A 12,039-nucleotide genomic window follows, 5' to 3' on the forward strand; every position below is an offset into this window, starting at 1 on the left:
TGCCAACGTTGACGACGGACCGGACACTCCTTGGGTTGCCACATGGTGAGGACCGACACACTGTCCTCAATGGACAGTCCACAGTAGAATCACGCGTTTTGTGACGCGGTGTTGGCATGCGTTGGCGGAGCGTCCACCCCGCAACTGAGGCAGTCCGCGGGCTTCTCCTCGGCGAGTACCCGGTTGTCGATGCCGATGGCGAACAGCCCGCCAGCCGCGCACAGTCCGGCGCAGACCAGCAGCGCGATCTGCCAGCCAGCGGTGAGCGCGGCCGGATCGGCGTACTCCGCGCCGTGCAGCCCGGCCAGCGCGGGCAGCACCGCCACCGCGAGCAGGCCGCCGGTGCGGGCCACCGCGTTGTTCACCCCGGAGGCCGCCCCGGCGTGCGCGTCCGGCGCGGCGGCCAGCACGGTCGCGGTCACCGGGGCCACCGCCAGGGCCAGCCCGGCGCCGAAGAGCAGCACCCCGGGCAGCACCCCGAACACGTAGCTCGCACCCGGCACGACCAGCCGCAACAGCAGGATGCCCGCCGCGACCAGCAGCGGTCCGATGATCAGTTGCAGGCGTGGGCCGAGGCGCTGGGCCAGCCTGCCGGAGCGGGCGGAGAAGAGCAGCATGATCAGCGAGATGGGCAGTCCGGCCAGGCCGGCGGCGGTCGGGCTGTAGCCGAGGGAGACCTGGAGCTGGAGCACCAGCAGCATCATCACCCCGCCCAGTGCCGCGTAGACCAGGAAGGTCAGGCCGTTGGCCAGCACGAACGTCCGGTTGGCGAACATCGCGGGCGGGACCAGCGGGTGCCTGCCGCGGACCTGCAGCAGCACGAAGATCGTCATCCCGGTCAGGCCGATGATCAGGCAGCCGAGCACCAGCGGATCCGCCAGGCCCCTGGACGGGCCCTCCACCAGGGCCGCGGTGATCCCGGCCAGGCCGAGCGCGCCCATGGCCGAGCCGAGGAAGTCCACCCGTTCGTGTTCACCCGAGGAGGTCTCGGGCACGTACTTGATCGCCAGCCAGACGCAGGCCGCGGCCAGTGGCAGGTTGATCAGGAAGGCCAGCCGCCAGGACCCGGCCTGCACCAGCAGCCCGCCCAGCAGCGGTCCGAACACCGCGGCCAGCCCGCCCAGCCCGGACCAGGCGCCGATCGCCCGCGCCCGCAGCTCACGCGGGAAACTGGCCTGCAGGATGGCCAGCGAACCGGGCGTGAGCAGCGCTCCCCCGACCCCCTGCAACACCCTGGCCAGCACCAGCAGCTCGGTGTTGACCGCGACCCCGCACAGCAGCGAGGCCAGCCCGAACCAGACCACCCCGATCAGGAACACCCGGCGGCGGCCGTAGCGGTCGCCGAGCGCGCCGGCGATGAGGATCAGCGCGGCCAGCGCGAGCAGGTAGCCGTCCAGGATCCACTGCAGCCCGGACACCGAGGCCCCGAACTCGCGACCGATCGCGGGCAGGGCCACGTTGACGATGGTGCCGTCCAGCATCGCCATCCCCGAGCCGAGGATGGTGGTGGCCAGGACAGCGCGGGCCTGCCTGCTGTTCCATTCCATGCCCGGCATTGTGCGCCCGCGGTGGCCCTGAAACGCACAATGCCGGCCCCGGCTCAGCCGGGAGGGTTCAAACGGGCGACGAACTTGTACCGGTCGCCCCGGTAGATCGACCGCACCCACTCCACCGGCTTGTTGTCGGTGTCGAAGGAGTGCCGGGACAGCAGCAGCATCGGCAGGCCGATGTCGGCGCCGAGCAGCTCCGCCTCCTCCGGGGTGGCCAGCGCGGTCTCGATGGTCTCGTCCGCGTGCCCCATCTCCACCCCGAACCGCTCGCGCAGCACCTGGTACAGCGAGCCACCTGCGCCGATGTAGCGCCGCAGCCCGCGGAACCGGCCCAGTGCGAGATGGGTCAGCTCGATGGCCATCGGCTCGCCATCGGCCAGCCGCAACCGGCGCAGCCGGAGCACCTTGGCCCCCGGCCGCACACCCAGCATCCGGGCCAGTTCGGCCTCGGCTGGCTGTTCGCTGGCCTCCAGCAACCTGGAGGCCGGCTGGCGGCCCTGGGCCCGCATGTCCTCGGTGTACGAGCTGAGTTGCAGTCGTTGCGCGACCTTGGGCGCGGCCGCGAAGGTGCCTTTACCCTGCACCCGGAGCAGCCTGCCCTCCACGGTCAGCTCGGCAAGCGCTTGCCGAACCGTCGTGCGGGACACGTCGAAGTCCGCGGCCAGCGAGCGCTCCGTCGGGATCGGCGAACCCGGCGGCAGCGACCGCAGCAGATCGAGCAGGTGTCGCTTCAGACCCCAGTACTTCGGCTCCCGCTGGGTGCGCGGGTTCACGCCCGCCTCAGCCGACGTCACGTCCAGCATGTCCTCCTCCTCGGCATTGGCGCCCCCATACCTTTCCTAGTGCTCCAAGCATGCCCTTAGCCCGGATAACGAGGCCGCCCAGCCCTCGGAACGTCTTTACAACGTCTTGGCAACTGTCTTGACAGGACATGTGGTCCGGACCACTCTTCAGCGCATTGGTCTACACCACTTCAGCGCGCCCGGCCAGCGTGACACGGTACGGCCGGGCTCAGAAGGGCGGCGATGGTGAAGCGCTGGACAAAGGTAGCTGTGAGTGCTGTGGCAGCGGCACTCACGGTGTCTGGTTGTGCCGGTTCGGGTGGCAACTCGGGCCAGGGGGGTAGCAAGGAACTCGTCGTATGGCTGATGAGCGGCTCCGCGCCGACAGCCATGACGGATGAGCTGCACAAGGAGTTCGAGGCGGCCCATCCGGGCGTCAAGGTCAAGTACGAGATCCAGCAGTGGACCGGCATCCAGGACAAGCTGAACACGGCCCTGGCAGGCACCACTCCGCCGGACGTGCTGGAGATCGGCAACACCCAGTCCCCGAAGTTCGCCGAGCAGAAGGTGCTCACCGACCTGACCGCGAACTCCGCGGACCTGGGCGGGGCGAACTGGGGCGCGGGCCTGAAGGCCTCCGGCACCTGGGACGGCAAGCAGTACGCGGTGCCGTTCTACGCGGCCAACCGGCTGGTGCTCTTCCGCAAGGACCTCTTCGAGAAGGCGGGCATCACCTCGCCGCCGTCCTCGCAGGCCGAGTGGCTGAGCGCGATCGAGAAGCTCAAGGCGTCGAACAAGGACGACCCGGAGTTCCAGCCGCTCTACCTGGCCGGGCAGAACTGGTACACCCTGCTGTCCTTCATCTGGGACGAGGGCGGTGACGTGGCCAAGCAGGACGGCACCAAGTTCACCGCCACGCTGAACACCCCCGAGGCCAAGGCCGGGCTGGAGTTCTACAAGAAGCTGGTGGAGGTCTCCGGCACCAAGGCGCCCAAGGACGCCGACGAGGAGAAGCCCCCGCAGGCCGGTGTGTTCGGCAAGGGCAAGGTCGGCATGATCGTCGGCCTGCCGTGGGAGGTCGCGACCGCGGCCAAGGAGAACCCCGAGATCAAGAACCTGACCAGCGGTTTCGCCATCCCTGGCAAGAAGGCCGGCAGCACCGCGCCGGTGTTCCAGGGCGGGTCCAACCTGGCCGTCCCGGCCGGCAGCAAGAACGCCGACCTGGCCAAGGACTACCTGAAGCTGCTGGCCACCGAGAAGTACCAGCAGCTGCTGGTCGGGGCTGGCATGATCCCCGGCTCGTCCAAGAACACCAGCGCGCTGGACAAGGACCCGGTCTCGGCCGCCATGGCCAAGGGCGCGCTCTCCGGCAAGGCCGTGCCTGCCAGCCCGAACTGGGGTTCGGTCGAGGCGGGCGCCAACCCGATCAAGACCATGCTGACCGCGTACCTGACCGGGGTGAAGAGCCTGGACCAGGCCACCTCGGACGCGAACACGGCGATCCAGCAGGCGCTCGCGGGCAAGTAGCTCGATGACCGCGACAGTGGACACCACGGTGCCGGCGGGGGCGACCCCGCCGGCACCGTCTGCGGCTGGACCCGGTCGGCGCGCGCGCCGGCGACCTCTCGGCGACATCCTGTTGCCCTACCTGCTGATCGCGCCCGCGATCATCGCCCTGCTGGCCCTGCTGGGCTGGCCGGCGATCCAGGTCATCCTGATCAGCTTCCGCAAGCTCGACCTCGGCGAACTGGTCCGTGGCGAGATCGTCTGGAACGGCTTCGACAACTACGCGGAGATCCTCGGCGACCCCGAGTTCTGGGTGATCACCCTGCGCACGGTGTTGTTCACCGCGGCCTGCGTGGCGGCCACCGTCGGGGTCGGCCTGCTGATCGCGCTGCTGATGCGCCAGATCGGGCCGGTGGTCCGGCTGGTGCTGCAGATCAGCCTGGTGCTGGCCTGGGCGATGCCCATCCTGGCCGCCACCACGGTGTTCCAGTGGATCTTCGACCAGAACTTCGGCATCCTGAACAAAACCCTGGTGCTGTTCGGTTTCGACTCCTTCCAGGGCTTCTCCTGGTTCTCCACCGGGGCCTCCACGCTGACCGTGATCGGGCTGCTGATCGTCTGGCAGGCGGTGCCGTTCGTCGCCTTCACCCTGTACGCGGGCCTGCTCTCGGTGCCCGGCGACCTGTACGAGGCGGCAGGCATCGACGGCGCCTCGGGCTGGCAGGGCTTCCGCGCGGTCACCTGGCCCGCGCTGGCGCCGATGGTCGGCCTGGCCACCTTCCAGTCGATCCTGTGGGACTTCAAGGTCTTCACCCAGGTGTGGGCGATCCGGCAGGGCGGCCCGGACGGGGAGAGCACCACGTTGTCGGTGCTGCAGTACATCAAGGGCATCTCCGGCAGCCACTTCGGCGTGGCCGCCGCGGTCGCGGTGCTGATGATCCTGGTGCTGGCCCTGCTGGTCGGGCAGTACATGCGACTGCTCATCCGGCGTCAGGAGGGTGCGCTGTGAGGACCAAGAACCGTGCGCAGCGGACGCTGCTCACCGCGGTCGCGCTGCTGCTGGCCGGGCTGTTCTTCTTCCCGACCTACTGGATGCTCAACTCATCCCTGCGGCCGACGAACTCGAACCTGACCACCGAGTACGACCTGTTCCCGACCTCGATCACCTTCGACAACTTCGTCACCGCGGTGACCAGGCCGGGCTTCACCAACTTCCTGACCAACAGCCTGATCGTGGCGGTCGGCGCCATGCTGTGCGCGGTGGCCGCGGGCATCCTGGCCGCGATCCCATTGTCCCGGCTGCGTTTCCAGGGCAGGCGCGGGTTCGTGCTGCTGGTGCTGGTGGCTCAGCTGGCGCCGCTGGAGGCGCTGCTGATCCCGATGTACCTGCTGATGCGCGATGTCGGCCTGCTCAACATGCTGCCCGCGCTGCTGCTGGTCAACGTGGCCACCACGCTGCCGTTCACCATCTGGACGCTGCGCGGGTTCGTCAACGGCATCCCGGTCGACCTGGAGGAGGCGGCCATGGTGGACGGCTGCTCCCGCTGGGGCGCCTTCCGCCGGGTCACCCTGCCACTGCTGGGCCCGGCGCTGGTGAGCACCTCGGTGTTCTCCTTCATCACCGCCTGGAACGAGTTCCTCTTCGCCCTGGTGCTGATGCGGGACCAGAGCAACCAGACGCTGCCGGTGTGGCTGTCCACGTTCAGCACGGTCTTCGGCACCGACTGGGGCGGCACCATGGCCGCCTCGGTGGTCTTCGCGCTGCCCGTGCTCATCTACTTCCTGATCGTCCAGCGCAACCTGGTCGCCGGGAACACCGCCGGCGCCGTGAAGGGATAGTCCACAGTGGATGGTCTGCGACGCTTGGCCGACGCCGTGCTGCTGCCGGGTTTCGTCGGGACGAGCGCGCCGGACTGGGTACGCCGCCGGGTCGCTGACGGCCTCGGCGGCGTGCTGCTGTTCGGGCGCAACGTCCTCGACGACGAGCAGGTGGGCGCGCTGACCGCGCAGCTGCGGGCCGAACGGCCCGAGCTGGTGGTGGCCATCGACGAGGAGAGCGGCGATGTGACCCGGCTGGACGCCGCGCGTGGTTCGGCGCTGCCGGGTCCGCACGCGCTGGGCGCCATCGGCGATCTGGCGCTGACCAGGGAGGTCGGCGCGGCACTGGGCGCCAGGCTGGCCGCCTGCGGGGTGACCCTGGACCTGGCGCCGTGCGCGGATCTGACCCTGGCCGCGCAGGATCCGATCATCGGCGTGCGTGCCTTCGGCAGCGAGCCGGTGGCCGCGGCCGGGCAGGTGGCCGCGTTCATCGCGGGCATCCAGGAGGCCGGGGTGGCCGCCTGCGCCAAGCACTTCCCAGGGCACGGCGCCGCCACCGCGGACTCGCACCGGGAGCTGCCGGTGCTGCCGCGGACCGAGGAGCAGCTGCGCGCGGTCGAACTGGTGCCGTTCCGGGCCGCGATCGCGGCCGGGGTGCGCTCGGTGATGACCGGTCACCTGGTGGTGCCCGGCTGGGGCGAACTGCCGGCCACGCTGAACCGGTACGCGGTGACCGAGGTGCTGCGCGGCGAGCTGGGCTTCACCGGCGCGGTGGTCACCGACGCCCTGGAGATGAACGCGGTGGCCGGCACCGCCGGGCTCAGCGACGGCGCGGTGCAGGCGCTGCGCGCGGGCGCGGACCTGCTCTGCATCGGCGGCGAGCTGGCCGACGCCGAGGTGGTGGACCGGCTGGCCGAGGCGATCGTGGCCGCGGTCCACAGTGGACGGCTCAGCGAGGAACGGCTCACCGAGGCGGCGGCGCTGGCGGCCTCGCTCGGCGGCCCGGTCACCGGTGGTCCGGTCCCGGACAGCGACCTGGGCCTGCGTGCCGCCCGGCGGGCGATCGAGGTCCGCGGCGACCTCAAGCTGACCGGTCCGCCGCTGGTGGTGGACCTGGAGGTGGACCCGAGCATCGCGGTCGGCGCGGTGCCCTGGGGCCTCGGTCCGCACCTGAGCGAGCTGCTGCCGGGCACCCGGGTGCTGCGCCGCGGGCCGGAGGGCAAGCAGGAAATCCTCGATTCAGTGAATGGTTCCCCGGTGGTTGTTGTCACCAGAGACGCGCACCGGCACTCTGAAGTGCGGCGACTCGTCGTCGAACTTGTTAGCATTGGTCTAGACCTAGTGCATGTCGAAACCGGCGTGCCAGGTCCCGACCTGGGCAGTGTCGCCCGTATCGACACCCACGGCAGCGCGTTCGTGTGCCTGCGCGCCGCCGCCGAACTGCTCGCCGATCACACGGCGAGGGAGGACAGGCGATGACATCGACTACGGCCGAGACCGTGCCCGGCGCGCACATGGCCGCCGAGATCGCGGCCCAGCCCGGGGTGTTCCGCGGTCTGCTGGCCCACCGGGCCGAGATCGCCGCGGTGGCCGCGCAGATCGAGCGCCGCCGCCCGCGGTTCGTGCTCTTCGCCGCGCGCGGCTCCAGCGACCACGGCGCGCTCTACGCCAAGTACCTCACCGAGGTGCTGCTGCAGCTCCCGGCAGGCCTGGTGTCCCCGTCCACCACCACGCTCTACGGCGCCCAGCCCGACCTCACCGACGTGCTGTGGGTGTCGGTGAGCCAGAGCGGCGGCTCCCCCGACCTGGTCGAGGCCACTGAGTCGGCCCGGAAGCGGGGCGCGCTCACCGTGGGCGTCACCAACACCCCGGACTCCCCGCTGAACCAGGTCACCGAACTGTCGGTGGACATCGGCGCTGGCAAGGAACTGGCGGTGGCCGCCACCAAGACCTACAGCGCCACCCTGCTCGCCCTGTACCTGCTCATCGACGCCGTCCGCGGCGGCAACGCCGAACACGCGGTCAACATCGGCGACCTGGCCGACTCGGCACTGGCCCTGGCCGAGCCCGCGGTCGCCGAAGCCGTGCAGCGCTACCGCTTCGCCAACCGGGTGGTCACCACCGGCCGCGGCTACTCCTCGGCCACCGCCGCCGAGGCCGCCCTGAAACTGGCCGAGACCAGTTACCTCTCCGCCAGGGCCTACAGCGGCGCCGACCTGCTGCACGGCCCGGTCGCCGCGGTGGACAGCGAAACCGCGGTACTGGCCATCACCAGCGCGGGCAAGGGCGGCGCGGCCATGCGCGAGGTGCTGGAGGTCGTGCAGGGCCGGGGCGCGGACATCTGCGCGGTCGGCTCCGCGGCGGATGAGGTCGCGGCGGCGTTCCGGATCGGCGTGCCGGCCACGGCGGAGGAGCTGTCCCCGGTGCTGGAGATCCTGCCGGTGCAGCGACTGGCGCTGGGTCTGGCGCTGGCGCGGGGCGGGGATCCGGACAACCCGCGTGGGTTGAACAAGGTCACCAAGACCCGCTGAACACCCACGAACGCGGCGCGTCCCGGCTCGGGGTGCGCCGCGTTCGCGTTTGACCTCCAGCACACTGGAGGCGGCAGCATCACCACCATGACCACCGTCCTGGACGACGCCGCCGTGCTGTCCCGCCTCTCCCCCGCCCTCGCCGTGGCCGCCATGCATGCCGCGGTGCTGGCCGCCGAACGCGGCGAACTCGTTGCCCCGCCCCGGATCCACGCCGACGTGCAGACCTTCACCGCGGGCAGGCTGGCCGGTCACTGGTACGGCTACCGTTCCTACGCCACACATCTGGACGGCCCCCAGGTCGTCGCGGTGCACGCCGAGCCGTCCGGGGAGTTGCTGGGCCTGGCGGTGGGACGGGAACTCGGCAATCACCGGACCGGGGCGCTGGGCGGGCTGGCGATGGATCTGCTGGCCCGCCCGGAGGCGCGGACCGTGGGGCTGGTGGGCACGGGATCGCAGGCGTGGACGCAGATCTGGGCGATCAGTGCGGTGCGGCCACTGGCCGAAGTGCGGGTGTTCAGCCGGGATCCGGTGCGGCGGCGGACTTTCGCCGAGCGGATCACCGCCGAACTGGGCGTGCCCGCGGTGGCGGTGGACTCGGTGCGGGCGGCGGTGGCGGAACGGGACATCGTGGTGCTGGCGACCTCGGCCGGGGAGCCGGTGCTGGCGGCCGGGTGGATCTCGCCGGGGACGGCGGTGACGACCGTGGGACCGAAGCAGACCGGGCGGGCGGAGTTCGGGCCGGATCTGCCGGAGCGGGCGGCCGGGATCTTCACCGACTCGATCGCGCAGCTCGACGGGTACCGGCCCGCGGCGGTGCTGGCCGGGCGGGAGGTGGTGTCGCTGGGGGCGGTGGCGAGTGGGGCTCGGGCGGGGCGGCGGGCGGCGAAGGACGTCACGCTGTACGCCTCGGTGGGACTGGCGGGGACGGAGCCGTTCCTGCTGGCCCGATTGCTGAAGTGAGCGAATCCGCCCCACTGGTGTCCGTCAGATCGCGGCGACCGCGTCTCGCCAGGCCTTTGCCACTGTGGTCAGCGCCTCGGCGGCGGTGATCTGGAGCCGGGTCTGCTCGCCCAGCTCCCGGCGCCACACGGTCTCCTCCGGGCAGCGCGAGAACATCACCGGAATCGGCGGTCTGTTCGTCGGCCCATACCGGGCGAACAGTTCGGTGGCGGCGGCGTCAATCGCGCCGAGAGCGGCCAACGACCACAGGTCGAACAGGTCCCTGGAGGCGAGGCGGTCGATCCAGGCAGTGGTTTTCCAGCCGGCGAAGGAGGCGAGTGTCGGGACGACGAGTGTGGCCGGAGGGGCATCGGAGTATCGCTGCTCAAGTGGCCGGGGCGCGGTCGGCCAAGGCGGATATCCCACCGAGCCGAGTAGCTGTACGCGCACGGTCGTGCCATCCGGGGCACTGAGCACCGCGGGCTCGACATCGCGCACCTCGCTGAGGCGCTGCCGCCAGCCAAGCCCGGGGTACTCCCGGCGGGTTCCCCGCACGAGACATCGTTCGACCGCATCGGCGACGTCCCGTCGACGTCCTACCGCGATCAGGTCGATGTCCTCGGACAGCCGACCGGCCGGCACGAAACTCCGCGAGAGCGCCGTGCCGCCGAAGAAGACGACTTGATCGGCGACCTGATCGCTGAGCGCGGCGAGCAGGTGCGAGATCAGGTGGTCCCGGCGCACCTGACTTCGCGCGACGCCGAACCCCTGCGCGACCGCGAACTCCTCATCCGGATCAAGCAACGCCGGTCTCCCCTGGCAGCCGGTTCAGCGTGGCACGCCGTCGCTGCGCGGTGGCAAGCTCGGTCAGCAGCTGACGATCGGCCATCGGCAACAGGCCGCGGATCGCCTGCTCTGCTTCGGCAGGCAGGCCGCCGAGTTCAGGACGACTGGCCAGATCCAGCACTGTCTGCTCGATCGTGGTCACCCAGCCCTGTCCCAGTTCGAGGTCACGGCGCTCGACGTCGAGCCGCGCGACGTCCCGGCGTACGAAGAGGACGGTCGCATCACGGTCGGCCAGTCGCAGGGGCGCCCGGTGCCGGGATGCCGCCACCACGGCCACCGCCACGGCCCGTGGCAGCGCCCCGTGGATCCGGGCGGCGCTGAGCCCCATCAGGGCAACCGAGTCGATGCCCTCATCCGCCGCGGCGGCGCCCAGGGCGACGGACTCCAGTTCCGGCAGCCAGGCGCGGTCGAGGTGATCATCGGGGACGGGCAGGTAGTACCCCGTCGCGATGCGATGCAGGACTCCCGTCCGCACCAGACGCGCGAACTCCGCACGCGGGTGGGCGTAGAAGTCGCCTGCGTCCTGCGGCCGGAGGAGGCGCACCGGTCGACGCAGCAGCGGGGACGGCAACCGGCCAGGTTGACGCTTGGGCATTAGTGGCACCTCCGTAGGCTTCAACCCTACGCTCATGCCACTCATGATGCAGTGGAAGCCGGGAATAAGCGAGAGCCCCTGCCCGGGTTGCGGTGCAGAGGCCCTCGTGTTCTCTCTCGCCCCCACCTCATCCAGTGGGAGATCAGTTGCCCGCGGCGGGCAGGCGGTTGACGGTGCTGCGGGCGGATTGTTCGGCGTCGAAGACCAGTTCGCCCTCGACCCAGACCTTGCGTGGGTGCAGGTCCGCGTCCCACAGCACCAGGTCGGCGCGGGCGCCGGGGGTCAGGCGGCCCAGGGTGGGTTCGCCGAGGACGTCGGCGGGGACGGTGGTGGCGGCGTGCAGGGCGATGCCCGGGTGGATGCCCAGGCCGACCATGTTGCGGACCGCGCGGTCCAGGGTGAGGGCGCTGCCGGCGATGGTGCCCGCTGGGGAGCGGGGGACGCCCTCTTCGGTGAGCAGGACGTCTTCGCCGCCGAGCTGGTAGCGGCCGGGGGGCATGCCAGCGGCGGCCACCGCGTCGGTGACCAGGGCGACGCGGCCGGGGGCGGCGTTGAAGACGAGTTGGCAGATGTCGCCGTCGACGTGGGCCAGGTCGGCGATCAGGCCCAGGGTGTAGCGCTGGTCGACCAGGCCGATGCCGGGGACGCCGGGTTCGCGGTGGCCCAGCGGGCGTTGCGCGTTGAACAGGTGGGTGATCATGCGGGCGCCCAGGTCCGCTGCCTGGCGAGTTTGTTCGCCGGTGGCGTCGGTGTGGCCGACGGCGACCAGCACGCCTGCCTCGGTGAGCCTGCGGACGGCCTCGAAGCCGCCGGGCTGTTCGGGGGCCAGGGTGACCAGGCGCAGCGCGGCGCGGATCGCGGGGTCGGCCAGGATGCGCTCGATCCGGTCCGGGCTGGGCGGTTCCATCAGGCCGGGGTTGTGCACGCCGTGCCGCAGCGGGGACAGGAACGGGCCCTCGAAGTGCAGGCCGAGCGGGCGGGCGCCGGACCCGGCCGGGAGGGCGGCCGCGGCGGCGAGGACCTGGTGCGCCTGGCGCAGGATCTCCGGCACCGGGGCGGTGATCAGGGTGGGCAGGAACCGGGTCACGCCGGTGCGCGGCAGCGCGGCGGAGACGGCGGCCATGCCGTCGGCGTCCACGTCGGCGAAGTCCACCCCGACCGCGCCGTTGATCTGCACGTCCACCAGGCCGGGGCTCAGCAGGCCCTCGGTTTCCCCTTGGTAGCCGGGGTTGTCCGCGACCTCGACGATCTCGCCGTCGCGGATGCGTAGCGTCACCGGACCGGAGATGGTGTTGCCCAACAGCGCCTTCGGGGCAGCAACTACGGCGTCCAATGACCCTCCAATGGTTTAGACCATTAGGACGGTAACCCGGCGTGTGCGTTCTCGTCCAGCTACGAAGGGCGGAAGGCCCCCGGACGTGACAGAGCCCGCCTCACCGAGGGGGCGGGGTGAGGCGGGCAGCGCCCAG

The 12,039-nt window shown here is 71.1% G+C and carries 11 protein-coding genes; 6 read left to right on the forward strand and 5 right to left on the reverse strand.

Translation table 11 applies throughout. From position 1 onward, the window contains the following. Positions 1-89: 89 nt before the first annotated feature. Both ACTOWY_RS12655 and ACTOWY_RS12660 read right to left on the reverse strand, forming a co-directional pair. Positions 90-1,556 (reverse strand): DHA2 family efflux MFS transporter permease subunit, encoded by a 1,467-nt coding sequence (locus ACTOWY_RS12655; protein ID WP_441309785.1) that lies wholly within the window; start codon positions 1,554-1,556, stop codon positions 90-92. Positions 1,557-1,600: 44 nt separating this feature from the next. Then, on the reverse strand, positions 1,601-2,353 hold the full coding sequence (locus tag ACTOWY_RS12660; protein WP_185001392.1) for a GntR family transcriptional regulator: 753 nt from the start codon (positions 2,351-2,353) through the stop codon (positions 1,601-1,603). Between the two features lie 225 nt (positions 2,354-2,578). Between ACTOWY_RS12660 and ACTOWY_RS12665 the strand changes: the two genes are divergently transcribed. The 6 genes from ACTOWY_RS12665 to ACTOWY_RS12690 all read left to right on the forward strand — a co-directional run bounded on the left by ACTOWY_RS12665 (position 2,579) and on the right by ACTOWY_RS12690 (position 9,150). Next, positions 2,579-3,859 carry an extracellular solute-binding protein gene (locus ACTOWY_RS12665; RefSeq protein ID WP_441309786.1) on the forward strand — a complete coding sequence of 427 codons (1,281 nt, stop codon included), beginning with the start codon at positions 2,579-2,581 and terminating at the stop codon, positions 3,857-3,859. A 4-nt stretch (positions 3,860-3,863) separates the two neighbouring features. Next, the gene (locus ACTOWY_RS12670) at positions 3,864-4,847 is read left to right on the forward strand and encodes a carbohydrate ABC transporter permease (protein ID WP_441309787.1); all 984 of its coding nucleotides are present in this window, start codon (positions 3,864-3,866) and stop codon (positions 4,845-4,847) included. Then, on the forward strand, positions 4,844-5,677 hold the full coding sequence (locus ACTOWY_RS12675) for a carbohydrate ABC transporter permease (protein ID WP_441309788.1): 834 nt from the start codon (positions 4,844-4,846) through the stop codon (positions 5,675-5,677). The genes ACTOWY_RS12670 and ACTOWY_RS12675 overlap by 4 nt, the downstream gene beginning before the upstream one ends. 6 nt (positions 5,678-5,683) lie before the next feature. Then, positions 5,684-7,135 carry a glycoside hydrolase family 3 N-terminal domain-containing protein gene (locus tag ACTOWY_RS12680; protein WP_441309789.1) on the forward strand — a complete coding sequence of 484 codons (1,452 nt, stop codon included), beginning with the start codon at positions 5,684-5,686 and terminating at the stop codon, positions 7,133-7,135. After that, positions 7,132-8,187: an SIS domain-containing protein gene (locus ACTOWY_RS12685; protein WP_441309790.1), complete on the forward strand. Its 1,056-nt coding sequence runs from the start codon at positions 7,132-7,134 to the stop codon at positions 8,185-8,187. The genes ACTOWY_RS12680 and ACTOWY_RS12685 overlap by 4 nt, the downstream gene beginning before the upstream one ends. 87 nt (positions 8,188-8,274) lie before the next feature. Further along, a complete protein-coding gene (locus ACTOWY_RS12690; RefSeq protein ID WP_441309791.1) occupies positions 8,275-9,150 on the forward strand; it encodes an ornithine cyclodeaminase family protein in 876 nt (291 codons plus the stop codon). 24 nt (positions 9,151-9,174) lie between these two features. Here the strand turns inward: ACTOWY_RS12690 and ACTOWY_RS12695 are convergent, their stop codons facing one another. The 3 genes from ACTOWY_RS12695 to ACTOWY_RS12705 all read right to left on the reverse strand — a co-directional run bounded on the left by ACTOWY_RS12695 (position 9,175) and on the right by ACTOWY_RS12705 (position 11,903). Continuing rightward, the gene (locus ACTOWY_RS12695) at positions 9,175-9,933 is read right to left on the reverse strand and encodes a nucleotidyl transferase AbiEii/AbiGii toxin family protein (RefSeq protein ID WP_441309792.1); all 759 of its coding nucleotides are present in this window, start codon (positions 9,931-9,933) and stop codon (positions 9,175-9,177) included. Next, on the reverse strand, positions 9,926-10,570 hold the full coding sequence (locus ACTOWY_RS12700) for a type IV toxin-antitoxin system AbiEi family antitoxin domain-containing protein (RefSeq protein ID WP_441309793.1): 645 nt from the start codon (positions 10,568-10,570) through the stop codon (positions 9,926-9,928). The genes ACTOWY_RS12695 and ACTOWY_RS12700 overlap by 8 nt, the downstream gene beginning before the upstream one ends. 142 nt (positions 10,571-10,712) lie before the next feature. Continuing rightward, positions 10,713-11,903 carry an N-acetylglucosamine-6-phosphate deacetylase gene (locus tag ACTOWY_RS12705; protein WP_441309794.1) on the reverse strand — a complete coding sequence of 397 codons (1,191 nt, stop codon included), beginning with the start codon at positions 11,901-11,903 and terminating at the stop codon, positions 10,713-10,715. Between the last annotated feature and the right edge of the window lie 136 nt (positions 11,904-12,039).

Source organism: Crossiella sp. CA198 (genome assembly GCF_052078295.1).
In the GTDB taxonomy this organism is placed as follows: Bacteria; Actinomycetota; Actinomycetes; order Mycobacteriales; family Pseudonocardiaceae; genus Crossiella.

Excerpts from the sequence above, each read along its gene's own strand:
- ACTOWY_RS12670 (WP_441309787.1), top strand. The coding sequence starts at position 3,864 with ATGACCGCGACAGTGGACACCACGGTGCCGGCGGGGGCGACCCCGCCG.
- ACTOWY_RS12690 (WP_441309791.1), top strand. The coding sequence starts at position 8,275 with ATGACCACCGTCCTGGACGACGCCGCCGTGCTGTCCCGCCTCTCCCCC.
- ACTOWY_RS12660 (WP_185001392.1), bottom strand. The coding sequence starts at position 2,353 with ATGCTGGACGTGACGTCGGCTGAGGCGGGCGTGAACCCGCGCACCCAG.
- ACTOWY_RS12655 (WP_441309785.1), bottom strand. The coding sequence starts at position 1,556 with ATGCCGGGCATGGAATGGAACAGCAGGCAGGCCCGCGCTGTCCTGGCC.
- ACTOWY_RS12685 (WP_441309790.1), top strand. The coding sequence starts at position 7,132 with ATGACATCGACTACGGCCGAGACCGTGCCCGGCGCGCACATGGCCGCC.
- ACTOWY_RS12700 (WP_441309793.1), bottom strand. The coding sequence starts at position 10,570 with ATGCCCAAGCGTCAACCTGGCCGGTTGCCGTCCCCGCTGCTGCGTCGA.